The 25,018-nt window shown below is 59.1% G+C and carries 21 protein-coding genes; 9 read left to right on the top strand and 12 right to left on the bottom strand.

The features are described 5' to 3' along the window. Window positions 1–123: 123 nt before the first annotated feature. A complete protein-coding gene (locus tag B0G81_RS36690) occupies window positions 124–714 on the bottom strand; it encodes a MarR family transcriptional regulator (protein WP_243856717.1) in 591 nt (196 codons plus the stop codon). 186 nt (window positions 715–900) lie between these two features. On the opposite strand from B0G81_RS36690, the gene B0G81_RS36685 reads away from it, so the two are divergent. The 6 genes from B0G81_RS36685 (at window position 901) to panC (ending at window position 8,373) form a co-directional block, all read left to right on the top strand. Further along, entirely contained in the window at window positions 901–2,007 is a 1,107-nt protein-coding gene (locus B0G81_RS36685) for a phosphotransferase (RefSeq protein ID WP_134142528.1), read from the top strand. 68 nt (window positions 2,008–2,075) lie between these two features. Beyond that, the gene (locus B0G81_RS36680; protein ID WP_243856716.1) at window positions 2,076–3,125 is read left to right on the top strand and encodes an ecdysteroid 22-kinase family protein; all 1,050 of its coding nucleotides are present in this window, start codon (window positions 2,076–2,078) and stop codon (window positions 3,123–3,125) included. A gap of 158 nt (window positions 3,126–3,283) precedes the next feature. Next, entirely contained in the window at window positions 3,284–4,252 is a 969-nt protein-coding gene (locus B0G81_RS36675) for a phytanoyl-CoA dioxygenase family protein (protein ID WP_134142520.1), read from the top strand. A gap of 31 nt (window positions 4,253–4,283) precedes the next feature. Continuing rightward, complete coding sequence (locus B0G81_RS36670) at window positions 4,284–5,102, top strand: SDR family NAD(P)-dependent oxidoreductase (RefSeq protein WP_134142515.1); 819 nt, start codon at window positions 4,284–4,286, stop codon at window positions 5,100–5,102. A 725-nt stretch (window positions 5,103–5,827) separates the two neighbouring features. After that, complete coding sequence (locus B0G81_RS36665) at window positions 5,828–7,498, top strand: electron transfer flavoprotein-ubiquinone oxidoreductase (RefSeq protein WP_134142511.1); 1,671 nt, start codon at window positions 5,828–5,830, stop codon at window positions 7,496–7,498. 38 nt (window positions 7,499–7,536) lie between these two features. Further along, complete coding sequence (gene panC, locus B0G81_RS36660; RefSeq protein WP_134142508.1) at window positions 7,537–8,373, top strand: pantoate--beta-alanine ligase; 837 nt, start codon at window positions 7,537–7,539, stop codon at window positions 8,371–8,373. A gap of 445 nt (window positions 8,374–8,818) precedes the next feature. On the opposite strand, the gene B0G81_RS36655 is transcribed toward panC, so the two are convergent. The 3 genes from B0G81_RS36655 to B0G81_RS36645 form a co-directional block, all read right to left on the bottom strand. Next, entirely contained in the window at window positions 8,819–10,402 is a 1,584-nt protein-coding gene (locus B0G81_RS36655; protein WP_134142505.1) for an AMP-binding protein, read from the bottom strand. Then, window positions 10,399–11,256 (bottom strand): alpha/beta hydrolase, encoded by an 858-nt coding sequence (locus B0G81_RS36650; RefSeq protein WP_134142503.1) that lies wholly within the window; start codon window positions 11,254–11,256, stop codon window positions 10,399–10,401. Before B0G81_RS36650 ends, B0G81_RS36655 begins: the two co-directional genes overlap by 4 nt. A gap of 89 nt (window positions 11,257–11,345) precedes the next feature. Beyond that, a complete protein-coding gene (locus tag B0G81_RS36645; protein WP_134142500.1) occupies window positions 11,346–12,281 on the bottom strand; it encodes an NmrA family NAD(P)-binding protein in 936 nt (311 codons plus the stop codon). An 864-nt stretch (window positions 12,282–13,145) separates the two neighbouring features. Here B0G81_RS36645 and B0G81_RS36640 point away from each other — a divergent pair. Then, on the top strand, window positions 13,146–14,351 hold the full coding sequence (locus B0G81_RS36640) for an amidohydrolase family protein (RefSeq protein ID WP_134142495.1): 1,206 nt from the start codon (window positions 13,146–13,148) through the stop codon (window positions 14,349–14,351). Between the two features lie 256 nt (window positions 14,352–14,607). Here B0G81_RS36640 and B0G81_RS36630 read toward each other — a convergent pair whose 3' ends face one another. The 7 genes from B0G81_RS36630 to B0G81_RS36600 form a co-directional block, all read right to left on the bottom strand. Then, window positions 14,608–15,633, bottom strand: coding sequence for an NADP-dependent oxidoreductase (locus B0G81_RS36630; protein ID WP_134142492.1), 1,026 nt, complete (start codon window positions 15,631–15,633; stop codon window positions 14,608–14,610). 409 nt (window positions 15,634–16,042) lie between these two features. Next, on the bottom strand, window positions 16,043–16,708 hold the full coding sequence (locus tag B0G81_RS36625) for a DUF302 domain-containing protein (protein WP_243856715.1): 666 nt from the start codon (window positions 16,706–16,708) through the stop codon (window positions 16,043–16,045). Continuing rightward, window positions 16,680–18,266 carry a cation acetate symporter gene (locus B0G81_RS36620; RefSeq protein ID WP_134142489.1) on the bottom strand — a complete coding sequence of 529 codons (1,587 nt, stop codon included), beginning with the start codon at window positions 18,264–18,266 and terminating at the stop codon, window positions 16,680–16,682. The genes B0G81_RS36625 and B0G81_RS36620 overlap by 29 nt, the downstream gene beginning before the upstream one ends. Next, a complete protein-coding gene (locus tag B0G81_RS36615; protein WP_134142487.1) occupies window positions 18,259–18,633 on the bottom strand; it encodes a DUF485 domain-containing protein in 375 nt (124 codons plus the stop codon). Before B0G81_RS36615 ends, B0G81_RS36620 begins: the two co-directional genes overlap by 8 nt. Before the next feature lie 54 nt (window positions 18,634–18,687). Beyond that, window positions 18,688–20,010, bottom strand: coding sequence for a fumarylacetoacetase (gene fahA / locus B0G81_RS36610; protein ID WP_134142485.1), 1,323 nt, complete (start codon window positions 20,008–20,010; stop codon window positions 18,688–18,690). Between the two features lie 56 nt (window positions 20,011–20,066). After that, window positions 20,067–21,296, bottom strand: coding sequence for a CoA transferase (locus tag B0G81_RS36605; protein ID WP_134142483.1), 1,230 nt, complete (start codon window positions 21,294–21,296; stop codon window positions 20,067–20,069). A gap of 2 nt (window positions 21,297–21,298) precedes the next feature. Next, a complete protein-coding gene (locus tag B0G81_RS36600; RefSeq protein WP_134142481.1) occupies window positions 21,299–22,069 on the bottom strand; it encodes an enoyl-CoA hydratase/isomerase family protein in 771 nt (256 codons plus the stop codon). 386 nt (window positions 22,070–22,455) lie between these two features. On the opposite strand from B0G81_RS36600, the gene B0G81_RS36595 reads away from it, so the two are divergent. Beyond that, entirely contained in the window at window positions 22,456–23,508 is a 1,053-nt protein-coding gene (locus tag B0G81_RS36595; RefSeq protein ID WP_106285592.1) for an AraC family transcriptional regulator, read from the top strand. Between the two features lie 165 nt (window positions 23,509–23,673). Next, window positions 23,674–24,105, top strand: coding sequence for a hypothetical protein (locus B0G81_RS36590; protein ID WP_134142477.1), 432 nt, complete (start codon window positions 23,674–23,676; stop codon window positions 24,103–24,105). A 70-nt stretch (window positions 24,106–24,175) separates the two neighbouring features. Here B0G81_RS36590 and B0G81_RS36585 read toward each other — a convergent pair whose 3' ends face one another. Then, window positions 24,176–24,994: an ABC transporter permease gene (locus tag B0G81_RS36585; RefSeq protein ID WP_116117232.1), complete on the bottom strand. Its 819-nt coding sequence runs from the start codon at window positions 24,992–24,994 to the stop codon at window positions 24,176–24,178. Window positions 24,995–25,018: the final 24 nt, after the last annotated feature.

The raw sequence follows: 25,018 nt of genomic DNA, 5'->3' as shown, positions 1-25,018 counted from the left end.
CCATGCAGTGATTGCGGGCTCTTTTGGGCGGGGGTGCCGACATGATCCATAAGTAATCCTTCTCGACTCGGTAAGGGCGCGACACTCGCGCCCGGATGAATGCGCGCGTGGGAATAACATTTCTCAGCCTAGGTTGACAATCATGCGATTCATGAAAAGCTTTAGCGCTGTCACTTCGTCTTGTGTGAAGCCGCGCAATTGCCGATCGTGCGTCTCGACGATCAGGGGAAGGGTTTCGCAAATCGTGATGCGACCAGTGTCGGTCAGCACCAGGTACACGCTACGTCTGTCCGATTCATTGCGAACGCGACGGAGAAATCCACGTCTTTCAAGGAAATCGAGCTGGCGGGTCATTGCTCCGCTATCGGACAACAGGATGCGATATAGCTCGGACGGCGTTCTGGCGCGGCCGTCGAACAGTGCTTTCAAGACGCCCCATTGCAACGCGGATAGGCCATACGACGAGAGCTGTGCGTCTACCGCGTTGCACAACAAAATACGTATCTGGTTCATCCCGTAGGCGACACTTTCCTCCGAGCGATAGGTATTCGCGCCTTTTACAGGCATGAGTTCGAGGTCCGACGAAGCGGACTCAAACTGAAGTTCTGACAAGTTGTCCACTGGATTTCTGCCAAAAAAGTATCTGCTGTTGAAGGCAACTATATGCACGCCATTCAAGAAGCGCAACGTTTTTCGTCGTGTGGTTTTCCCCATGTTGCCAACGATAGACTCGGTGCGCGACGATGCGGCGACATGTTCGGGAATGTCCAGTCTGAGGAAGGCTTGCGGGTCTCCAACTAGAGGACTGCGCGAACGCCTTGGACAATGCAATCTGTTTCAACTGCTGCAGGCGGTCGCGCGTGCGGGACGGCTACGAGATAAATACTTTCAGGAAACCAAATGGAATGCGAAGACCATGTCAAGCTGTCGCCGTTACCGGTGGACGTTAGCGAAGTGACTGCGAAATGGCTGACGCAGGCACTTCAGACCTATTGCGAAGGTGTCGAGATCACATCGCTGAAACTGGTGGATGTCATCTACGGGACAGCAACAAAGCTTCGTGTTCACCTTGAATACAATGCGCGTGGAAATGAATCCGGCTTGCCGCGGTCTCTGATCGTCAAGGGCGGGTTTGTCCCCGAATATCGGCATCTGAATGCCTATATTTACGAATACGAGGCGCGCTTTTTCGAGGAGGTGCAGCCGGAATTGCCGGTGCGCGTTCCTCGCGCATTCTTCTCGGCGACCGATCATTCGAACGGACAATCGATTGTCATTCTGGAAGATCTTGCGGAACGCGACGTGACGTTTTGCCGTGTACAGAGCACGTTGTCGTACGCGCAGGCTGCCGCAAATCTCGACGCCCAAGCCCGATTGCACGCGCAATACTGGGCTGCGCCCGCTCTCGCTGCAGACGGCAAGCTTGCCTGGCTGGCGGAACAGGACCCATTGCCGGACGGGGAGGCCGGCACCTATCACTGGGGGCAGCTAAAAGCCGATGTATTCGCCCACTACACCCAGTTACCGAGAGGGGCCGCGATTCCCAAGCAGTTCCATGACCGGGACTGGATGGAGCGAGCGCTGCTGAATCTGCGTTGGTTCGATCGACTGGGCCCGATGACGTTTTTGCACGGCGATGTGCACTTGGGAAATCTCTATTTCGAGCGCGATGGCACGCCGGGTTTTCTCGATTGGCAATCGTATCGGCGCGGACCATGGGCGCACGATTTCACATACTTTCTTGTGTCCGCACTTGATATCGCCGATCGTCCCAAATGGGAGCGCTCGCTGCTTACGCACTACCTCGAGCGACTCGCCGCATATGGGGTTGCGATACCGCCGTCCTTCGACGAAGCATGGGATGCGTATCGACGGCATCTCGTCTACGGGCTTTACTTCTGGTTGGTGAATCCCGTTGAATGGCAGGCCGAAGTCAATAACTGCGCGGTCGTACCTCGTTTCGCGATGGCCGCCCTCGACCACAACGTGTTCGAGTTGATGGGTTGACTACTGAAAATCCTAAACGGGGGTAAACCTTGTCCACGCTAATTGTTGCAAGCGACATGAGACTGCCGGTGACGGTCGATGAAATTTCCGCGAAGTGGCTGACGGCAGCGCTGCGGTTTCGATATCCCGGTGTCGAGGTCACCAGCTTGATATGCGAGGACATCTTGTCGGGAACCTCGACGAAGGTACGTGTTCTGCTCGAGTACAACGGTACGGGAGACGACCTCGGTCTGCCTGCGCGGATGATCGTCAAGGGGGGATTTGAAGAGCACAGCCCGTTGATGAAAGATATGTACCACAACGAGATGCGTTTCTATCGCGACGTACTGCCATTCATCGATATGAACACGCCTCGGTGCTTCTATGCGGGCACCGATCCTTCTGGCTGGCAATCGATTGTCGTGATGGAGGATCTGCGAGCGAGCGGAGTCACGTTTTGTCACGCACAGCGTTCGGCAGGCTATGACGACGTCGCCGCGCGGCTTGTCGCGATGGCGCGTTATCACGCTCAAACGTGGGACAGTCCGGAATTCGCCGAAAGCGGGCGATACGGTTGGGTCGGGGACCGTTTCTCGGGGTGGTCGCTCGACTATATGCGCCGCTATCTTGTGCCTGAAGTATGGCGGCACTATGCCGGACTACCGCGTGGAGCGGCGGTCAGTCGGCTTCTTCACGACCGTGACTGGATGGAGGCGGCGCTAACGCACCTTGGCGAGTCGCATCGAGGCAAGCCGGAGTGTCTGATTCACGGTGACACACACTTGGGCAATCTCTACGTGACAGCGGATGGAAAGCCGGGGTTTTTTGATGCGCAGGTCAGCCGTGCGCCGTGGAGTCTCGAAGTTTCCTACCATATCTGCTCCGCGCTCGATATTGCCGAACGGCGCAAGTGGGAGCGCCCACTGCTCGCGCATTACCTGACCCATCTTGTCGCAAACGGCGTGGAAACGCCGGCGTTCGACGTGGCGTGGGAGGACTACCGCCGAGACCTGGTCTACGGCTACTTCATCTTTGCCATAAACGAGACGCGCTTTCAAACCGAGGCAGTGAACACAGCTTACGCTGCGCGTTTCGGGGCGGCTTTACTCGATCACGGGACAGTCTCGCTGGCGCTGTGATGTTCGACTGAAGGGTTCAATACACATCCGACTGGTGCCCACGCAATAATGGAACTATTAGTTGCATTATTGCGCAGTGAGGCTTAAGCTGAATCTCCAATCCACGAGTGGAAAGGCCGACCGCGCGAACGAACTGCGGCGAACAGTAGGGAGACGAGATGAACGCGACATTGGATGCTGGCGTACTGCCGGCAATGCAGGAACTCCACGTATCGAACGATATTCTTGACGATCGCACGGCGCTCCTGGCGGCGTGGGACCGCGATGGCTATTGGTTCTTCAGGGATGTGCTCGACACCGAAGCGGTTGGCCGGTTGCGCAGGATATTTCTCGATGAGCTTTCGCAGCTTGGCGTGATAGCCCCAGACGATCCCGCTGCTCGATACAACGGTAAGAGCCTGGAAGATTTTCCATTTCGTATGGAGTCGCTCGCGTCGCGCAAGACGTGGAAACCCTTCGTCGCCGAGCCGCCAATTCATCGTTTCTTCAGCCGCCTACTTGCTGACGAGCCGTTCTGGATTCCGACAGTCGAGTATCGAGCCACGCCCCCGGCGCAAGATCGTGCCCGAGCTCGCTTCGACTACGTCCATCAAGACGGTTTCTACAACGCGGGAATTCCGTTCTCTATCTGCTGGATTCCGCTGGTCGAGATCGACCCGGAGGTCGGAGGGCTGGTCCTCGCCGAAGGGATGCACAAAGGCCCCTATTTGCACGATCTCGCGCAACCGCCGCTTTTTCCGATTCCTGATGGCGCGGTGCCAGCGCATGCATGGCGCCGCACTACGTATCGCCCCGGCGATGTTGTCATTATGCATCTGAATACCCCACATACCGGGGTGGCGAATTACTCGGACCGCTTTCGGCTTTCGATGGACATCCGCGTGATGGCGGCGTCCGGCGACACACCGATTATCGGCAACATCACCTCGCTCACGTCTCGTGAGGTGGCCGTGCAGGGCGGTCATGGCCGCAGTGGGACATTCGCGTTCGATGAATACACGTACTGCCGGGGGATCGATGGCAGGAAGGTGCCGCTCGACGAGATTCCATCGCACTTTCACGAAGGAGATGAGGTGATTCTGGCGGCGCGTGATGGCCGGGTAACGGTGTTGCGTCCTCCGCACTGACAGTTCGTCGAATACACACACCGGGTAAAGCATGCCTTTTCCAAAGATTTTCCATCAACGTCTCGCGCGCAAGGTTGCGATCGTGACTGGCGCGGGTTCGCAAGGCTATGGTGTCGGCACCGGCAAGGCCATCGCTTGCCTTTTCGCGCGCGAAGGCGCGTCGATCTGCCTGGTCGATCATGACGAGGACCGGGCAGCGGAAACGCTTGCAATGATCGTTGAAGCGGGGGGTAATGGGTTCGTGTGCGCTGCCAATGTCACCGACAGCGATGCATGCGCACGCGTCGTTGCCGCTACGGTCGAGCGTTATGGCGCGTTACACATCCTGGTCAACAATGTCGGTGTGGCAGGGGCTGGAGGTCGCTTCGAGAATATTGATGAAGCCTCGTGGGATCACATTATCAACATCAATCTCAAGAGTGCCTTTTTGATGAGCCGAGCGGCGGCACCTCATCTGGTTGCGGGAGGGAGTGGCGCAGTGGTCAACGTCAGTTCGACTGCGGGTATCCGGAGTCACGGCGCGGCGGCATATGGGTCGTCGAAGGCGGGCATGATCGCGTTGACGCGTGAACTGGCCGTCGTGTACGGCCGCGATGGGGTCCGTGCCAATGCAATCGCGCCGGGACATATTTTTACCCCAATGGTCGAGAGCATGCTGGACCAGCGGGCAAAAGAGCGGCGCCGCAAGGTCGCACCGCTCGGCATTGAAGGGGACGCATGGGACGTTGCGGCGGCTGCGTTGTTCCTCGCAAGCGATGAGGCACGCTTCATTACCGGCGTCTGTCTGCCGGTGGACGGCGGCGTGACGGAGGTTGCGGCACTCTGCGCTTACGATCTGGTACAGCAATAGCGTTGTTGTGGAGCAGATCAAGTTCATCTTCACAATCGCGACCGCTCCGCTGTCGCGCGCTGTGCAATCGATCGACATCATGCTGCGGACATCATTCGCAAGATGCTGCAGGCTCCGAGATCCGATCCACGGGGCCGCATGATCGTTTACAACAGCGGTGTATTCAAGGAACACCGGCCACCGCACATCTGGCAAACATTCTTATCTCTCCACGCTGAGACATGCTGGAGCGAACGGGCCGTCACCGTTTCTTCGTTTTCTTGATTGGCATCAGCTACGTGATTACCCCGTCCGGGCCAGTGTCTCGTCTACCGGCATCTAGCTGGCAGAGAAATGTCGATTGACGCAATGTCAATACCTCCAGCGACCGCGACGAGGAGCTTGCGAATCAAGCAGTCACGCTAACGTTCGCGTCTCGCGCGCTGATGTGATCTTCGAAGCAGGCAATCCCGCTCAGATGACCGGCTAATTCAAAGTGACCGTGATGGATGGGAGATCAGTCGATCCTTTGTTGGGAATCGCTGACGCTAGGGAAAGGACCGCGTGACGGTAAATGTTGCGTTCATATTGTCAAATGACATTCACAAAAGTATACTTCCTTCATGATGATTGGGTGCGCTTTTGGGAAGGGAGTCCTAGGCGCGTCTTTCCGCGCTTTTCATGCGGGTTAAAAAACTTTAGTTGCGGGAAAATGCATCCGCGAGACCGGCAGGGAGACTTTTTGCATGACCGCAGCATTGCTAGAAGAGTACGGCCCGCGCGAGTCAATGGAATACGACGTCGTGATCGTCGGTGGCGGCCCGGCCGGCCTGTCCGCAGCGATCCGCCTGAAGCAGCTGGCAGCGGAAAAAGGCGTCGAGCTTGGCGTGTGCGTACTGGAAAAAGGCTCGGAGATCGGGGCGCATATCCTGTCGGGCGCGGTGATGGATCCGCGCGCGATCACCGAACTGATCCCGGACTGGAAAGAAAAAGGCGCGCCGCTGACGGTCGACGTGACCGAAGACAAATTCCTGTTCCTGACCGAAACCGGCTCAAAGAGCGTGCCGACCTGGGCGTTGCCGGACAATTTCAAGAATCACGGCAATTACGTGATCAGCCTCGCGAATGTCACGCGCTGGCTGGGTCAGCAGGCCGAGGCGCTGGGCGTGGAAATCTTCCCGGGTTTTCCGGCGGCGGAGATTCTGTATAACGACGATGGTTCGGTCAAAGGCGTCGCGACCGGCAATCTGGGCATCGGCAAGGACGGCGAGCCGACCGAGAACTTCCAGCTCGGCATGGAGCTGCACGCGAAGTACACGCTCTTCTGCGAAGGCGCGCGTGGGCACCTGGGCCGTCAGCTGAACGATAAATTCAAGCTGCGCGAAGGCGCCGATCCTCAGGTCTACGGGATCGGCATCAAGGAACTGTGGGAAATCGATCCTTCGAAGCACAAGCCGGGTCTGGTGATGCACACCGCCGGCTGGCCGCTGGAGAACGATACGTACGGCGGCTCGTTCCTGTATCACATAGACAACAACCAGGTGGTGGTAGGCTTCGTGGTCGGCCTCGGTTACACGAACCCGTATCTGTCGCCGTTCGAGGAATTCCAGCGCTACAAGACGCACCCGGCGATTCGCGCTGTGCTCGAAGGTGGCAAACGTGTGTCGTACGGCGCACGCGCGATCACGGCCGGCGGCCTGATGTCGCTACCGAAGCTGGTGTTTCCGGGCGGCGCACTGGTCGGCGACGATGCGGGCTTCCTGAACGCGTCGCGGATCAAGGGCTCGCATGCGGCGATCAAGACCGGCATGCTGGCTGCCGAAGCTGCTTTTGAAGCCGTGCAGGCAGGTCGCACCAGCGATGAACTCACCGCGTATCCGGAGAGTTTCAAGACTTCGTGGCTGCACACCGAACTGCACCGCGCGCGCAACTTCAAGCAGTGGATGAGCAAGGGCCTGTACCTCGGCACGCTGATGGTCGGCATCGAGCAGAAGCTGCTGGGCGGCAATGTACCGTGGACGCTGCATCACCAGCATTGGGATCACGAGATGCTCAAACCGGCTTCCCAATGCAAGCCGATCGTGTATCCGAAGCCGGACGGCAAACTGACGTTCGACCGGCTGTCGTCGGTGTTCATCTCGAATACGAACCACGAGGAGAACCAGCCGGCGCACCTGACGCTGAAAGATCCCACGGTGCCGGTGAACGTGAACTGGCAGACCTATGCCGGGCCGGAGTCGCGCTATTGCCCCGCTGCAGTTTATGAGTTCGTCAAGAACGACGACGGCAGCGAACGCCTCGTGATCAACGCGCAGAACTGCGTGCACTGCAAGACCTGCGATATCAAGGATCCGACGCAGAACATCGTGTGGGTCACGCCCGAAGGTGGCGGCGGTCCAAACTATCCGAACATGTAATCAATCTCCCAGACTAAACATCACGCTGAAGACGCAGTATGAAAATCGTCCGATCTATCGAAGAAATGCGTGCCCAGTTGCGCGGGCAAAATCGAACCGCCTTTGTACCCACAATGGGTAACCTTCACGAAGGCCACCTGTCTTTGATGCGACTCGCGCGCCAGCACGGGGATCCGGTTGTCGCAAGCATCTTTGTGAACCCGCTGCAGTTCGGCCCTAACGAGGACTTCGAAAAATACCCGCGTACCCTGGAAGCCGATATTCAAAAGCTGCAAAAGGAAAATGTCTACGTGTTGTTTGCTCCGACCGTACACGATATGTACCCGCAGCCGCAAGAGTATCGCGTTCATCCGCCGCACACCCTCGGCAATATGCTCGAAGGCGAGTTTCGCCCCGGTTTTTTTCACGGCGTGTGCACGGTTGTGATGAAACTGATGTCGTGTGTACAGCCGCGCGTGGCGGTGTTCGGGAAGAAGGACTATCAGCAGTTGATGATTGTTCGCCAGATGTGCGCACAGTTCGCGCTACCAATCGACGTCGTTGGCGCTGAGACCGTGCGCGATGTTGACGGCTTGGCATTGTCGTCGCGTAACCGGTACCTGTCGCCGGCAGAGCGCGCCGAAGCGCCTGGTCTATACCGACTGCTGAATCGGATTCGTGACGAAGTGTTGGGCGGACAGCGAGATCTGAAATCGATCGAGTTCAAAGCGTTCAGAGCACTTGCCGAACGGGGATGGGTTCCGGACTATGTGTCTATCCGCAAGCGGTCGGATCTGCAGCCGCCGGGTGCATGTGCATCCGTCGACGAGCCTCTTGTGGTGACGGCCGCGGCGAAGCTCGGCGCAACTCGCCTGATCGACAATCTGGAAATCTGAACGCGCAGCACCGTTCGATTCAACCATGAGCGTCGATGCGCAAGACGTCCGTACAACGATTATCTGACGGCCGGCAGCAACTGATCGCGCGTTGCCAGCGGGATGTTCAGATATGTCTCTCGCCTTCGGGTTAGGGGCGCAACGAGACCAGTGACGAAGGGGTTTGAGAGTCGCCGCGTGGCACGCGTCGTCGACGGAGGATGTACATATTGACCTGAAAAGATTGCCCTTCCTTCAGTTCGCGACAGCGATTGAGTTGTGCGCGGAACTCGTCAGGGACTGCGAACCCTGCCGCCGTCCAAGCCACCAGCATTGACTACTGCAGCTACGTAGTCAGCATCGGATACGCGAGGTCCGAGGCCTCCCCATAGTATGGGATGGCGGGTACCTGGAAGATCGTGGTGCTTGCGGTCATTTGAAACTCTCCTTGTCCGTTTGCCCGACGTCATGGGCTGGTCTTTAGCGCGTTGGCCCGAGCGCGCAAATCGCCTTTGCGCACTTTCCCCGATGCCGTGCGGGGCAACTCGTCGACGATAAGCAGACGCTCAGGCGTTTTCTGACGCGCCACGCCGGCTTGGGCGAAATGTCGTTGTACAGCGGCGAGATCGAGTTCAGCGCCGAACTGGAGCACGACAACAGCACACACTTTTTCGCCGTATTGCGCATCGTGCTGGGCGACCACTGCGACGTCCCGTATCGCGTTGTGTGTGGCTAGCACACGTTCGACCTCTTGTGATGAGATGTTCTCGCCACCACGAATCACAATATCTTTCTTGCGGTCGGTTATCGTCAGGCAGTTCGCCGAATCGAGCTTGCCGATGTCGCCGGTACGAAACCAGCCGTCGCGGCTGAACGCGATCGCATTGAGCGACGGGTCGGTGTAGCCGACAAACAGCTCGGGACCCTTTGTCAGAATCTCGCCCTCACTTCCAGTCGGCAAGTCACGATCCAACTCATCGACGATGCGAACCTGACTACCGGGCTGAACCCGACCGTCTGTGCACGCGCGCTCGGAGAACGTGTTGTCGCGCCACCCGATGCTTACCGTCGAGTGTTCTGTCAGGCCGTAAGCGCGCGTGCCGGCGAACCCGGAACTGTCGGCTAGCGCCACATGCTCCGGGGTGACTCCGGTCCCCCCCAGTCCGTAAGTGACCAGAGACGAGAGGTCGCGTCCGGCGTGCCGTGCGGCGTCAAGCAATCCCTGAAGATGAAACGGCGTCCCTCCGGACAGGCGAACGCGATAACGCTCGATCAGTTCGGCCGCGAGGGGCGCGTCCCAGCGGTCCATGAACACCATGTCGGTGCCAGTCACGAAAGGACGCAGCAGGAAGTTGAAGCCAGCAATATGTCCGGCGGGGAAGGGCGTGAGATAAGGCCCGGGGCCGTCTATGAATGGGATCGACCACTCCGCTCCGACAGTCTGATGCGTGTGCTGAACGCCCTTCGGGGCGGCGGTGGTGCCTGAGGTATACAGCAGCAGGCAAACGTCCTGTGGCTGCGGTGGCGACTCGTTTTCGATCTTGGCATGCTGCGAAATCGCTTCGACCTCTTTCAGCGTGATGCCGTTTTGTGGCGTGCGCTCGCCGACGACGATGACCCGCTCCAGATCAGGCAGATTGCCGAGCGCTTCGACGCGCTCCAGAAAATCGATCCCGCGCCAGCGCTCAGGCACGCACAGGAATCGCGCGCGCGACTGACGCAGAATAAAGCCGACTTCGGCAGGGCCATAGATGTGCACAATGGGCACCAGCACCGCACCGACTTCGAGCGCAGCCAGATAGAGCACGGCGGTCTCGCGCTGCGTCGGCAACTGCATGGCAATGACATCGCCGCGGCGCAGGCCAATGGCACGCAACCCGCGCGCGAGTCGATCCGCGGCGGTAGCCAACTCTAACGTCGTGACGCTCGTCAGCCCCTGCTGAGTATGAAAGTGCATGCGCGTTCCCGGATTGGCGTGCGCTGCCTTCGACAACAATACGTTCAACGGTACGTTTGGAACCCAATTTCTATCGCTAACCGACTCATTCATAACAATTGCTCCAGCAATTTCCGCAACTGATCGACAAGCGCTAGCGGGTTATCCAGCATGAGGTGGTGATGTGCACCGGGCATCGTGATCAAGTTGCGCGCGGTAGGGATGGCACCGATGATTCTGTTGGCCCGATCGGCGCTGACGACCGTGCTCATTTCCGCGTGTACATAGGTCACAGGAACTGTTATTCGGCCCAGCAACCCCTCATCGCTCTCGACCGTCTGGACATGACGCAAAGCTGGGTCGAAGCGCCAGGTCCAGCCCGTTTCTGTTTGTCGCAGGGACGTCTTCGCAAGATGGTCCATCAGCCATGGTTCACACTTCTGATCGGGAATAAGCCGAAAATGCCTCATGCCAGTCGCGGCATCGAGGTACGGTCGAGGCGCGGGGCGTCTTTCTATCACTGGAAGCGTGTCGCCCGGCAGCGCATAGAATGAATCGAGCACGATCGCATGGCGGATCAGTTCGGGGAACGTCGCGCAAGTCTGCAGAAGGCGCGAGCCACCAAAGCTGTGTCCCACTACGAAGGCCGGTGCAATGAATGCGGCCTTGAGCACTGCGGAAAAATCGCGCACAAAACTGTCGGGGCGATACTCCGCGCGATAACCACTCTCGCCCATGCCGCTGAAGTCGAATGCGTGCACGCGGAATCGTTCCGTAAAAAACGGTGCAATAAAGTCCCACCAATGGCTATGGCCTAGATAGCCGTGCGCGAACAGCAAGCCGGGCTTGTGCGTGTCTTCAGCATTCCATGACACGTAATGGATGCGTGCGCCGCTGGCATCGGTGAAGTGGGATTGGCGTGGCCGTTGCAGAGCCCGTTCAAACCACGAAGGTGCCGCGCTCGTCATCACTTTGACTCCATCATTGGTTGGCCTTTGATATGAAGCCGGGGCGTCGGCGGCTCTGCAGACCACGACTTCTGCCCGGTCTCGTCACGTTATTCATGCAAGAGGGTATCGTTGGTCGGTAGCCGGTTACGGTGGTTCTGAGCCCATTCCCGCAGGGAAGTCAGCGGAATACCGTACGACTCGACTTTGTCGATATCGACGCGGTAGCCCACCTCGTTGATCCATTCCTGTGCGTTCACCCAACCCGGAAAGAGACCGCATGCGATCGCCTCCTGCGGCGCCACGTGCACCGCTTTGATACCTGTCCTGAGCACAGCGGAGAGTGTCGCGGCTACCTGGGACATCGTAATCGCTTCGGAAGCCAGCGGGATAGTCTGCTCATAAAAACGCAGAGGATCAACTATCGACGCCGCAGCGAATGCGCCTATGTCATCGGCCGCAACGAAGTCCAGTCTGGTTTGTGGCAGCAGCGCGGATAACAACGCCCCTGTTTGTAAATGCGGAAACATGGACGTGGCTTTGGGGAGTGCCAGATTGTCCATCATGAAGGCAGGCCGCAGCACGGTCCAGCTGCCGAATCCCGCATTGCGCACTGCGTTTTCAACGTCCCACTTGTCCGTCCAATATTGGGTCGACCAGCGGTTTTTATTCCAATCTGGAAAGGACGTGTGATTTCCTGATTGCGCCACTGACGTGTGCACGAACTGCTCGACGCCGGCCGCTAGCGAAGCGTTGACAAGCGCAAACCCGTGGCGGCGCTCGCTATCCTTGCCGCTGACGCTCGGCAATTGCACCGAAAAGACTGCATTGACTCCATGTAAGGCCACTACGAGGGAATGAGTGTCATCGAAATCCCCCTTAATTGCATACGCGCCAGCGGCTTGGAGTGCGCGTGCGGCAGCAGACTCCGGGTCGCGTGTCAGGAATCGCACGCGGAACCCGCTGGCAAGCAAGCGACGCGCGGTGGCGCCCCCTTGCGCTCCGGTGGCGCCTGTGACAAGGACTGTGCCCGATGGTTGAGTCATTGAGTCTCCTTAGTGGCGTTGGCGTCGTACCGGCGGCCATCCTTTCGAAGCTCACCCCCGCGGGAACACCCGAAGGCGAATCATTTTTTACTTCGACTGACAGCATTGTTCGTTCGAATTATCATACACCGTTCAAATAATGCGTGTCTGAGTTATGATTCGCTTATTGAGGCCCGGCGAGTCGGGTCCGGGTCTTCGGTGGTTCCTGGCTTGCAGAGAACTCCATGTCTTCCATAGTGTTTGATGTGAGCCGCAAGGTTGCTTTATGTTCTGACTGATGGGACGGATTTCCCGTGGTTCGAAACCGATTCGTCGGGGCGTCCACCGATGCTGCCGGCCGAAAAACGCTTCGAAGAACTGGTTGTGCTGTTTGGTGAACGGGATGAACACGAACAACGCGTCGCGTCCGTGGGGCGGCCCGTATGTCATCTTCTGGAAACATCGTATGCACTGAGCTGGCCGCCACAGGCATTGCCGTTACTCCTTTACGCTTATCTGCGGAGTGCGCGTGGTGATGCCGCGTGTATGAGTATCTTGCTCGGCATGACCATGTGCGCTCCGGTCTCACTGATTGACGTCCATGAATTTGTGCTCAAGCGGGACCACGATACTTCTATAGCCTACCGAGAGGCGCGTGAGATTCTTTCGGCATCGCGTTTAAACGAACTTTCCTCGCGTGATACCTTGCAGATCGTCGATAATCTGATGTCTAGTTCGTCGAACTGGCGTGGCTCGCTGCGGGTGGCCCGTTGGACGGCCATCCAGCAACTGCCGTTCGGGGCGACGCTGCCTATGGTGCATGTTGGCAATCCGCTGCAAAGAGGACGTAACACCGAGCCCGTATCGTTACTTCTGCCAAATCACATGACATCTTCGCTATCTTCTCTCGTCATTTCCAATGTCCGGCTGGCCGACGGCCAGCCGGTGGCCGTGTCGATCGCCGGCGGGCGCATCGCCGCTCTCGGCCCGGACCTCGTGCCGCAACCGGGCGCCGCTGTGGAAGACGGCGGCGGCGCGTTGCTGCTGCCTGGTTTCGTCGAAGGGCACACGCATATCGACAAAACCAACTGGGGCAGGCCGTGGTATCGCAACGAGGTCGGCGCGACGTTGCTCGATCGCATCAACAACGAGCGCCGCTGGCGCAAGGAATCGGGTCACGACGCGGGCGCGCAGTCGCTTGCGCTTGCGCGTGCCTTCGTAGAGGCGGGCACCACGCGCCTGCGTACGCATGTGGACGTCGATACCGACGCGGGTTTGCGCTACCTTGAAGGCGTGCTCCAGACCCGCCAGGCGATGCGCGATCTGCTCGACATCCAGATTGTGGCGTTTCCGCAGTCCGGTCTGCTGGGCCGTCCAGGAACGGACGAACTGTTGGGCCGCGCGCTCGCCGACGGCGCGGACGTGCTCGGCGCGCTCGATCCGGCATTGATCGACGGCGATCCGGTCGCGTCGCTGAACCTGACGTTCGCGCTTGCCGAGCGCTTTCACAAGCCGATCGATATCCATCTGCACGAGCCCGGCGAGGTGGGCGCATTCACCTTCAAACTGCTGCTAGATCGTGTCGAGGCGCTGGGAATGCAAGGACAAGTCGTGGTCAGCCACGCGTTCTGTCTGGGCGCACTGCCGGAGCGCGAACGCGATGTGCTGCTCGAACGGATTGCCCAGTTGAACGTGGCGCTCCTGACCTCGGCGCCGCCGTCACGTCCGGTTCCGCCATTGAAGATCTGCAGGGAAAAAGGCATCACTATCTTTGGCGGAAACGACGGCATTCGCGATACCTGGTCGCCGTATGGCTCGCCTGACATGCTCGAACGCGCGATGTTGATCGGCCTGCGTTACGACATGCGCCGTGACGACGAACTGGCCGTCGCTTTCGATTGCGTCAGTGCAGCGGCGGCACGCGGCTGCGGGTTCCGCGACTACGGGCTGCATGCCGGCGCAAGGGCTGACCTCGTGCTGGTCGACGCGGAAACCGTTGCGCAAGCGGTGGTCGCCCGGCCCAGGCGCAAGCTGGTGGTGGCCAACGGGCGCATCGTCGCGCGCAACGGCGAACTGGTCGGTGCGGCGTAATGTGACGGCTTCAGAAGGACCATGCTCGGCGAGGGCAATCCGGGTAGGAACAATCGGGTACGGATCGATGTACTGATCAAAAACGGCTGTGTGATCACTGTCGATTCGCAGCGACGTGTGATCGAAGATTGCGCACTCGCGGTGTAGGGCGAGCGCGTCGTCGCTGTCGGCGAGACGTCCGCGCTGGCGTCGCATTACTGCGCGGATCGGATGATCGATGCGTGCCTTGCTTCTTTTGCGGGCGAAACGAATTCGCTCAAACCCTAACGAGCAACTTGCCGACATTACCGCCTTCGAACAGGCTATTCAACGCAGCAGGCAGTTGTTCGAATCCATCGACGAAAGTCTCCTTGAATACGATCTCGCCGCTCTTAACCCACGGCGCCACTTGCGCGACCATTTCGTCCATACGATTGGTATAGTCTCTCGCCAGCACGCCCTGGATGGTGGCGCGTTGAAAGAGCATGTGCTGGAGAAATCGTGGGCCCACGTCCGGCGTGTCCAAACCACCGTCGTATTGACTGATCGCTCCGCAAATCACAATGCGAGCCCGGCGCTTGATAAGCGGAATCACGGCATCCGTGATCGGGCCGCCGACGTTGTCGAAATAAACGTCCACCCCTCCTGTGGCCTCGATCAGCGCGCTCGTCAACCCTTCGTGCGTTTTGTGTTCCCGGTAATCGACCGCGCGATCCAGTTTCAGTTCGTCGAGCAGGAATCGGCACTTGTCTGGACCGCCTGCAATGCCCACGACCTTGCAGCCCGCCTTTTTGCCGAACTGTGCAACCAGCGAGCCGACGGCCCCGGCCGCACCGGACACAACCAGGGTATCACCAGGGCGCGGCCGGCCGGCTTCCATGAGGCCAAACCAGGCGATACGCCCCGGCATGCCGAGCACACCAAGCGCCGTGGAAACTGGCGCGCTTGCCGGATCGAGTCTGGTCAGTTCGCTGTGATGGCACCGCGCATATAACTGCCAACCCGAATAGGTCGACACCCAGTCGCCTTTGGCGAACAGTGGGCTGGCTGACTCGACCACTTCTCCCACTGCGCCGGAGCGTTGCACGATGCCGAGAGGATGAGGCACGTCATACGTGTTGCGCTCGTGCTGCTGGATGCGAATGTACGGGTCCACGCTGATATACCGCGCGCGGACGATGACTTCGTTCTCCGCCAACGGTCCCGAGATTTCGCTTTCACGAAGCTCGTAGTGTTCCGATCCAACGCGACTCGTGGGACGTTTTACATAGAACCATTGGCGATTCGAATAGGGTGCGTTCATGGATTGGATTTCCGGTGTGACTTGCGATGCCGTGGGGACGATTCAATTGAGTTGCGCGAGGCGTTTGCAATGTTGGTATGACGGATTCAACAAGGCAAGACAGCGATCTTCGGCGGCTGGTTTCGTGCGCCAATATTTTAATTTTATGGACAGCCGCCGTCGACTCATTATTTATCCCGCCGCGAGATCCCCTTCCAGGAGCGTTCGCTGGACAGCGCGACGCCTGGGCCCGATATCGCGGCATCGATTGCAAGGGCGGACTGGCCGGCTGCGTGGTTTGCTCAAAACGGAAATTGCCAGCGGTTGGCTGTCCATCCGAACGGGAGGCAGGAACGATCTGTCTGGGAGCGTCTATTTTTATGGCGAATATCCGCTTCGTCAGGACACTCGCCGTCAGATACCGGAGGATCTACTGCAATACCGAAGCACATAATTTCGCCAGCCTGTCGTCGAGCGAGCGGCCTTGCACGTCGATCTGGGCGCTGTGGAACTGGCTGAGTTGGGTCGACGGCTTATCGTATTCGATCGTCGTGCCACCCTGTGCGTTTTCGTAGACCATGATACGCAACGGCGCATACAGTCCCGCCGCCATATTGACGCTGGTCATTTCTGTCGCGGTGAGAACATTGCCGGTGAAATACTCGGTGCCGTTCCTACGTTGTCCTTTCAGCACGAGCCAATCTCCATGCAGCCCGATGTAGTGAATCACAAGACCGTCGTTGCCGGCGGCTTTCTGAAGGGCGACACGCAATTCGTCGACCTTGTCCTGCTTCAGCAGCGTGCGGATATGATCGTCGAGTCGGCCGAGACGGCTCTCCAGATCCTGTTTGACGGAAGCGTAGGGTTTGCTGGAAGAGACGGTCACGTGATCGATAATCGTCTTTGTTTCCGATACCTCGACTGTCGCCGCCATCGCGGGCGCGCAGAACACGTTCAAACTGATCGCAGCAATGGCGGCCATTGGCAATGCAATTCGTGAAGCGGCAATACGTAAGTTAATCACTGTTGTCTCCTTGTTGGACAGATAAGTAGGGCGCTCTCTCGCCTCAGTGTTCCGACGCGGCTTCGGCTCCAAGGCCGCTTAGCATGCGAAGTTGCTGGGCATCGAAGGAGGCGTCGGCGGCGTTCTTGCGTGTCGTGACTGATCCGATCCAGCCCGCGATAAAGCCCACCGGAATGCTGAACAGGCCGGGATTCGAGAGCCAGAAAGGCGGGGTGGAATCCTTGAAAATAATGCCTTTCGCTCCGATAACGGCCGGCCCCAGCAGCACGAGCCCAATCGAGGAAAGGGTGCCGGCGAGCACGGCGGCCACTGCGCCTCGATCCGTGAAACGCCGCCAGTACATCGAGAAAAGAATCACGGGCAAGTTTGCGCTGGCAGCAATGGCGAACGCGAGACCGACAAGAAATGCGACATTGAACGTCTTGACGAGCAGTGCGAGTCCCATCGCGGCGATGCCGAAGACAATCGTGGCGATCTTCGCGATCACGACCTGCCGGCGCTCCTTGTCGCGAGACGCCGAGAAGAGTTGGCCGAAGATGTCGTGAGAGATGGTCGAGGCCGAGGAAATCATAATGCCGGAGACGACCGCAAGAATCGTCGCGAAGGCGATTGCCGAAACGCAGGCGAGCAGCAGTTCACCGCCGGCAGAACCCGCGCCGCCGCCGAGTGCCGTGGCGAGCAGGGTGATGGCGCTGTTTCCCGAACTATGTGTCGCGAGAATCGCCGCCGGCCCCACGATTGCGGTGGCGGAAAATCCGAGCACGATCATCATTACCGCAAAAGACGTCATCACAATCAGGCCGATTTTCGCGGACTTTCTTGCCGCGACGGCGGACGGTACCGTGTAAAACCGGGTCATGACGTGCGGCAGTCCTGCTGTGCCCAACGCCAGAGCGAGCGTGAGCGACAGCGTATCCAACGGATCCTTGAAGTAGCCGCCCGGCACAAAGTACTGCGCCGGATGCAGCGAAGAAAGGCGTGCCTTACTGAATAGCGCGCCCACGTCGAACGAAAAGTGGGCGAGAGCGAGCAGCACAAGTACCGCGCCGGCCGTCCAGACGAGAACAGCCTTGACGATCTGCACATAAGTCGCAGCCACCATTCCGCCGAACAGCACATACGCGATCATGAGTACGCCGATCAGCACGATCGCGGCGTTGGTGCCGATCGGCAGTAGCAGACTAGCGAGTGCGCCGCCGCCGACGAGTTGTGCGAGTAGATAGGCTAACGAAATGATCAGCGAAGAAACCGATGTGGCCGCTCGAACGCCGCGGCTGCGCAAACGCAGTGCGACCACATCGGAGAGCGTGTATTTGCCGCAGTTTCTGACCGGCTCGGCGACAATCAGCATGATCATGATCCATCCGGCGATAAAGCCGACCTGATACACGATGCCGTCGAATCCGAACAGGGAAACGAGTCCCGTCACACCGAGAAACGAACCGGCGGACATGAAGTCTCCCGCCAGCGCGAGGCCGTTCTGAAACGGCGACAGATTGCGTCCGGCCACGAAAAATCCGGCGGTTCCGCGTGATCGGCGAGCGCTCCATCCGGTCAGAATGAGGCTGAGTCCGATAAATCCCACGAAGGCGATGATTCGGAGCCCGCCATGACTGATCAGATTATTCATGTCGATCACCGTTCGATTGTGCAAACGCGCTTTTAAGCAGTTCGGCCGCTTTCGGGTCGTAGACTCGCTCGGCCCATGCGCAGTAGCCCCAGAAGGTAGCGATCGTGAGCGCAAACTGAACGACCACCGCGAGCAGTCCGAGGTTGAGTTCGCCATAGACGGATAGGGACATCGCGCCGGGAAACTCCAGCACCGCGATCAACAGGCCGAAATAGATTCCCAGTGAGGCGTAAAGCAATGACCACACGAAGCGGTTCCGGAACTTTGCGAGCGCTCGCGTCTTCTCGACGAGCGATAAGCCGGATGATCTGACTTTCGTCACGTTTTGCCTCTCGAACTCCGCGTTGATTGATTCCATCGATTGCATGTCGGGTCTCCTCCGTTATGGTGTTCATGACAGACATTTGAAGAGGTGAGGTCGCTAGAGTTGTGCCGGCAAAACCTCGCCGCGGCTCTCTCCAAATCCGATTCGCGCAAAGCCTGCTTTCTCACAGTAGCCGCGCAGGATAATGTCGTCGCCATCCTCCACGTAGCTGCGCTTTTCGCCTGTATTCAGCGTGACCGGCTCGCTTGCGTTGCGTGCAAGTTCCATCAGCGCGCCCGCTTCTGATTTCTCGGGACCTGAAATGGTGCCGCTGCCAAGCAGGTCTCCAGCACGCAGATTGCAGCCACCCCCGGTGTGATGCGCGACCATCTGTGCGATGCTCCAGTACTGATGCCTGAAACTCGTGAGTGAGAGTCGCGCGGCAGGAAGATTCGCGGCTTTATGGCGAGAAGTCTCCATGCAGACTTCCAGTTGGATATCGATGGCGCCCGCCATGCTATTGCTGTCGGAATCCAGATATGGCAGCGGCTTTCCATCCGTGTCCGGACGCGGCAGGGGAAGTCTGAACGGCGCCAGTGCCTCCATGGTCACGATCCACGGCGAGATCGTGGTGGCGAAATTCTTCGCCAGAAAGGGTCCTAATGGCTGCATCTCCCAGGCCTGAATATCGCGAGCGGACCAGTCGTTGAGCAGACATAGCCCGAATACATGACTGTCGGCCTGATCCAGGCCGATCGGCTCGCCGGCCGCATTGCCTTGTCCAATGTAGATGCCGAGTTCGAGTTCGTAATCCAGCTTGCGCGACGGCGAGAAAATCGGCGTATCTTTGTGCGGAAGCATGATTTGGCCCGCTGGGCGCCGGAAGCGCTGACCGCTGAGCCCGATGCTCGAAACCCGGCCGTGGTAGGCAGTGGGTATCGATTTGAAATTGGCGCCTACACCGCTCAGGCCGAGTAGCTTGCTGATGTTGGTCGCGTGATGAATCGAGGTGTAGAAATCCGTGTAATCGCCGATCTGCGCAGGCAGGCCGTATTCCACTTCCGATTGCGGGACCAGACACGCCTCGACGGCCGCGCGATCGTCCGAAGGGGCTCGCTCGTGAAGCGCCGCGAATAGCGCGTGCCGTACAGCGCGCCACGCGGACGGACCCAGTGAGAAGAACTCGTTGAGCACGGGCTGCGCGCACGCCCGCGCAGCCTCGCCCGCGATTCCATTCAGACCGGCACGAGCCGCCCAGGCACCGATATCGATGACCTGATCGCCGATTGCGACCGCGCCTCGGAACGCCTCATCGGAATGCTTTCTGCGGAAAACCGAAAACGGCAGATTCTGGATTGGAAAGTCACACGCCGGTGCATTGGCGGATTCGACCCAACTGCGCGCAGCGGGGTCATGCGTCTGATTCAGAGTGTGTTGCATGTTCGTCCCGATTCATCCGGTTAAGGCGCGAGCGGCTCGCGTAATAGCAGCGACGTTCAGTCGAACGGGCGCGTGGGGCTGTGCCTGCTGAGAAGAATTCCGCGCTCCTGCAAATCCCGAATGAACGCTGCGCTAAGTTTGCGTTCCGAGAGCACCTCGGCGTTATGCTCGCCCTGGAAAGCAGGGCTGCCCGGCTGCGGCAACTCGGACTGGCTGAAATGCCAGGGCGCGCCTGGCATGCGTGTCGTGCCGCCGGATCTGTCATCGACATCGACTAGCGCACCCCATTCCTGCACCCACTCGGAATCGGCGAACTCGTTGACGCTGCGGACCACGCCAATGGCCAATCCCGCTTCGCTGACCTGCGTCTGGAGCTGATCTAGGTCATTGAACGTGAGAAGCCACGCGCGTACTTCGGCCAGCAATTCAGCAATGTTTTGCCGGCGCAACAGCGCCGTGCCGAAGCGGGGATCGCTCAGCAGATCGTTGCGGCGCATCATCGCGCAGTAACGCGAAAACATCGGCGTGTAGATCGGGCTGCCCGCGATGGTGAGTCGACGTCCATCGGGTAAATCGAAGATGTGCGAATCGGGCGCGGAGAGAATAATTGGTTCGCCATCCGTATCGATTTCCGACAGTTGGGCGCCCACGCGTTCGTTCACGGATAGCATGGTCGCCGCCATCGAGACGTCCACGTGTTGTCCCTCGCCGGTTCGCGCGCGATGCTGAAGCGCGGCCAGAATACCGATTACGCCGTGAAGACCGGTGTACATGTCGGCGTGGCTGCATGCGTCGTTACGAACTTCGGTGAGCGCAGAGCCGAAATGGTGCTGGACGATGTCGGTCAGTCCCGACTCGGCTTGCACGGTCGGCGCGAACGCGGGGCGGTTGCGCCATGAGGTCGATTGTCCATAGCCGCTCAAAGAAGCGTAGATCACGGACGGATTGAAAGCGCGCACCTGCTCATAGCCGAGCCCGAACCGGTCCAACGTACCGGGGCGAAAATTTTCGACGATGATGTCCGCGTCCCGGCACATGTCGACCATGATCGAGCGTGCCTCCGGGAAGTTGAGGTCGAGGCTCACGTTGCGCTTGCCGGCGTTCTGTTGCACGTAATACAGCGACATGTCGCCGATATGCGGCATGCTCACGCGGCCGATGTCGCCGGAGGGCGGTTCGATCTTGGTCACGGTGGCGCCGAGATCGAGGAGCGTTTTGGTGCAATGCGGTCCGGCCAGCACGCGTGTGAAATCGATCACACGAATACCTTCGAGCGGTGCTGACATGATCAATCTCCCTTGAATTCGGCGGTGGCGGGCCCGGTCGAAAAGAACGAAGCGAAACCTCGTTCGCGATCGCCTGTCTGCCAGATCATGTTGTTGAGGCGGATCTGTTCGAGGTCTGCGCTGCGCACGCCGCCGTTGGCGGCGAGATTGGCCTGCTGCTTGATGCCGTAGAGCACTTTGGTCGGACCTGCCGCCAGTTGCCGGGCGAACGACATGGCGGCGCTCTGGAGTTCCGCTTCGGGCACGACGTGATTGATGATGCCCCAGCGCTCGAATGCTTCCGCTGCGTGCCGCCGTCCGATCAGTGCGATTTCCTTGGCCCGCACAATGCCCGCTCTTTGTACAAGTCGTTGCGTGCCGCCGAGCAGGGGAATCAGACCGACGATGTTCTCGACCTGGCCAAAGTAGGCCGTGTCCGCGGCGACGATCATGTCGCATGTCAACGCCAGTTCGAGGCCGCCGCCGAGCGCCGCGCCGTGAACGGCGGCGAGTGTCGGGACCGGCGCGTTCTCCAGCACGTCCAGGAACTCGAGGAATTGATCGGCGTTGTGCTGGATCACTGTCTTGCCGTCGGTAAATGAACTCATTTCCGCACCGGCGGAGAAGTGCCGCATGTCGCTTTTGAGCACGATCGCGCGCGCGCCTTCAGCGACCACGTTGCGATACGCGGCGAGCAGATCCGCAATCATCGCGTCGTCGATCAGGTTGTGCGGTGGCTTGGCCAATGAAACGATTCCGACGGCGCCATCCATTTCAATCTTTACTGTGGTCATGGTTCTCTCTGCAAGGTGATTGCAATATGGCCTGTGTGTGGGAGTGCCGGCTGACGGGTCCGTTATCGGTGTATTAAACCGATGCCGCGGCGGTGCTTATCAGCGGAGCGTGTTGCGTCGCCGCATTGATGGGACCGATTGCGCCATCCACGGTCTCAGGATGCGCATTGATCAGGGTTGTCACTAGTGTCCGCGCGGGGTCAACTGAGGGCTTCATAGCTTGTCTCCATCTGTTTTTCGGCATGCGCCGTTGATGGTTACTATCTCAGCGAGCTCATTGAGCGGCAACGTCCAACCCTGCCAATTGCCGTGTCAAACTGTGCCAAACGCGCCGACGAAGATGGAGAAAATGTGCGAGCATGTCCGCAACTGGAATGAGGCATATCGTGCGACCACCCAAAATCATCACGCCATTGCATCCGGATCTCGACGCGCCCACGCAGAGTCTTCTGGGCTTGGCCGCGCTCGCCGCCGAACTGGCCGCGGAGGGCGTTTCCGTCAACAAACTGTTCGCGAACACGGGCGTCCATGCGAACCAGTTGGAGGATTCGCAGGCGAGAATTTCGCATCGTCAGCGCCTCGCCATTTATCGAAACGCTCAACGGCTTGCGACACGAGCCGATGTTGGATTGCTCGCCGGCGCACGTCAGAGGATCAGTGACTTCGGCATATATGGCTACGCCATGGTCAGCAGTACAACCTTTGGAGACGCGCTGAAATTCAGCGTCGAAAATGTCAGGATGGCCGGCGCGGTTCTGCAGATCAGCTATTCCACCAAAGGGGACACCGGCATTCTGAGCAGCCACGGACTCGCATCGCTTGGCGACATGTTGCCGTTTGTCGCCGAATTCTGGCGCAGCTCGATGACGGTGTTATTCAGCCGCGTGCTGGAAGCGCCTTTTCCGTCGAAGCGCATGGTCATGGCATATCCGGCGCCGCCGCATTGGCGGAATTACGAAAGGATGTTCGACTGTCCCGTGGAATTCGGCGCGGATACGATGGAGTGGCATTTCGACGTGCATGTACTGGACCGTCCGTGTCCGAATGCGAATCCGATTACCGCGCAAATCTGCCAGCAACTGTGTGATCGCATTCTCGAAGAACGCGATGGCATTCCCGAACTTCCGCGGCAAATCCGCATGGCGTGCCTGAACGCACCGGGCGTGTTCCCATCCGCGGAGAAGATGGCTGCCCAACTCGGCATGTCACTGCGAACCTTGCATAGACGGCTCGCCGACGATAACTACTCGTATCAAACCTTGTTGAACGATGTGCGCCGGTCGCTCGCCATTGAATTTCTCGAGAACACGCGGCTTCCTATCGATCAGGTCGCCGAGCGCATTGGATTTTCGGACGCGGCGAGCTTTCGCCGGTCGTTCAGGAAGTGGACTGGAAACTCACCCAGTCTTTATCGGAAAGGAACGGGCCAGGATGGGTGACAGGTGCGACGCGCCTGCATAGGTCCGCGACAGTGCCATGGCGAGCGCAGATGATCATTCAGTTGCAGACCTTCAACGTGTCGGTCAAAATTGACGACCCTGTGCCCAAGGTCAGATTGCAAGTCGCACTCCGCCGTCGAAACCGCCACTGAATCCAAAAGAAACATGAGACGACTATTCCTCGCTTCACTCGCAGCCATCTCTTTCGTGACCTCCGTTCATGCGCAGAGCAACGCGCCCGGCCCGCTCGCCACGCCTTCGGGCGCACTGGAATTCGCTCGCGCCGAGCGCGATTTCGTGGGGATGCTCGACAAGGAAGTTTTCGATCGCTTCAGCGCCGACACACTCACGCATTTCGATGAGGTCGGTAATGCAAGCGACACCGTCACGCGCACGCTGGTGCAGACCGATTCCGGTCCGGTGCTGTACGACCTTCGCCGTCGTCCGCCGCTCGTGCAGCGCTCGGGTAAGCGCATGACGGTCAGGCGCGTGTTCTGGCAAGGCGATGAAGTCGTGATGCAAAGCTCGCAAGGCTGGTTCAGATTCAAAGGCGGTGTACTGACGAAGCTGCAATCGTCGACGACGACTTACCATTGATTTCGCGGCGCATCCCGAAGCGAGGAGGGCGAGCGGCTTGCGCCGACGATAGATATCGCAAGCAGCTTCGTCATTCCTTAATCCCGTCCCGGCTCCCATGCAGCCAATTGATGCTCGCGAATAGCAGCACGGCGAACACGATCAGCATCGTCGCCACGGCGAGGATCGACGGATCGATCGAGTCGCGAATCCCACTCCACATCTGCCGCGGTACGGTTTTTTGATCCGGGCCGCCAATGAACAGAATAACGATGACTTCGTCGAACGAGGTCGCGAAAGCGAAGACGCTGCCGGTCGCGACCGCCGGCGTGATGAGCGGTAAGGTCACGCGCCTGAACGTGATCCAGGGCGTCGCCCCGAGTCCGGACGCGGCGCGCAACAGACTCTGATCGAATGAAAGCAGCGACGCCGTCACGGTGATCACCACGAACGGCGTGCCGAGCGCCGCATGCGCCAGCACCACGCCGGGATACGAGTTGACGAGGCCGAGCGGCGCGAAGATCAGATAGAAACCCGCGGCCACAACGACAATCGGCACGATCATGGGCGAGATGAGGATCGGCATGATCAGCGAGCGCAGCGGAAACTGCGTGCGTGAAATGCCCAGCGCGGCCAGCGTGCCGAGACACGTGGCGATCAGCGTGGATGCCGCGCCTATGCCGATGCTGTTCAGCAGCGATCGCTGCCAGTCCGCGCTCGTGAGCGCCTGCTCATACCAGCGCAGCGAAAAGCCCTGCAACGGGTAGGAGAAGTACGAGCCCGAATTGAACGAGAGCGGAATGATCGCGAGAATCGGCGCAATCAGGAAGAACAGCACAAGCGCTGTATGCAGCCGCACCCAGCGCGCGGCGACGCGTTCCGTCAGCACCTTGTTGCGTTGTTCTTGCATGTCGATCTCTCGTCGTGTCAGCGT

This window comes from Paraburkholderia sp. BL6665CI2N2 (assembly GCF_004366535.1).
Classification (GTDB): Bacteria; Pseudomonadota; Gammaproteobacteria; order Burkholderiales; family Burkholderiaceae; genus Paraburkholderia.
This window is presented reverse-complemented; position numbering and strand designations above follow the sequence as displayed.

What these genes read in the sequence shown, in the direction of transcription:
- B0G81_RS36605 (WP_134142483.1), bottom strand. Translation starts at nt 21,296, where the DNA reads ATGTCAGCACCGCTCGAAGGTATTCGTGTGATCGATTTCACACGCGTG.
- B0G81_RS36615 (WP_134142487.1), bottom strand. Translation starts at nt 18,633, where the DNA reads ATGCAATCGATGGAATCAATCAACGCGGAGTTCGAGAGGCAAAACGTG.
- B0G81_RS36590 (WP_134142477.1), top strand. Translation starts at nt 23,674, where the DNA reads ATGAGACGACTATTCCTCGCTTCACTCGCAGCCATCTCTTTCGTGACC.
- fahA (WP_134142485.1), bottom strand. Translation starts at nt 20,010, where the DNA reads ATGCAACACACTCTGAATCAGACGCATGACCCCGCTGCGCGCAGTTGG.
- B0G81_RS36630 (WP_134142492.1), bottom strand. Translation starts at nt 15,633, where the DNA reads ATGAACGCACCCTATTCGAATCGCCAATGGTTCTATGTAAAACGTCCC.
- B0G81_RS36620 (WP_134142489.1), bottom strand. Translation starts at nt 18,266, where the DNA reads ATGAATAATCTGATCAGTCATGGCGGGCTCCGAATCATCGCCTTCGTG.
- B0G81_RS36640 (WP_134142495.1), top strand. Translation starts at nt 13,146, where the DNA reads ATGACATCTTCGCTATCTTCTCTCGTCATTTCCAATGTCCGGCTGGCC.
- B0G81_RS36690 (WP_243856717.1), bottom strand. Translation starts at nt 714, where the DNA reads ATGGGGAAAACCACACGACGAAAAACGTTGCGCTTCTTGAATGGCGTG.
- B0G81_RS36675 (WP_134142520.1), top strand. Translation starts at nt 3,284, where the DNA reads ATGAACGCGACATTGGATGCTGGCGTACTGCCGGCAATGCAGGAACTC.
- B0G81_RS36650 (WP_134142503.1), bottom strand. Translation starts at nt 11,256, where the DNA reads ATGACGAGCGCGGCACCTTCGTGGTTTGAACGGGCTCTGCAACGGCCA.
- B0G81_RS36585 (WP_116117232.1), bottom strand. Translation starts at nt 24,994, where the DNA reads ATGCAAGAACAACGCAACAAGGTGCTGACGGAACGCGTCGCCGCGCGC.
- B0G81_RS36665 (WP_134142511.1), top strand. Translation starts at nt 5,828, where the DNA reads ATGACCGCAGCATTGCTAGAAGAGTACGGCCCGCGCGAGTCAATGGAA.
- B0G81_RS36655 (WP_134142505.1), bottom strand. Translation starts at nt 10,402, where the DNA reads ATGAATGAGTCGGTTAGCGATAGAAATTGGGTTCCAAACGTACCGTTG.
- B0G81_RS36670 (WP_134142515.1), top strand. Translation starts at nt 4,284, where the DNA reads ATGCCTTTTCCAAAGATTTTCCATCAACGTCTCGCGCGCAAGGTTGCG.
- B0G81_RS36645 (WP_134142500.1), bottom strand. Translation starts at nt 12,281, where the DNA reads ATGACTCAACCATCGGGCACAGTCCTTGTCACAGGCGCCACCGGAGCG.
- panC (WP_134142508.1), top strand. Translation starts at nt 7,537, where the DNA reads ATGAAAATCGTCCGATCTATCGAAGAAATGCGTGCCCAGTTGCGCGGG.
- B0G81_RS36685 (WP_134142528.1), top strand. Translation starts at nt 901, where the DNA reads ATGGAATGCGAAGACCATGTCAAGCTGTCGCCGTTACCGGTGGACGTT.
- B0G81_RS36600 (WP_134142481.1), bottom strand. Translation starts at nt 22,069, where the DNA reads ATGACCACAGTAAAGATTGAAATGGATGGCGCCGTCGGAATCGTTTCA.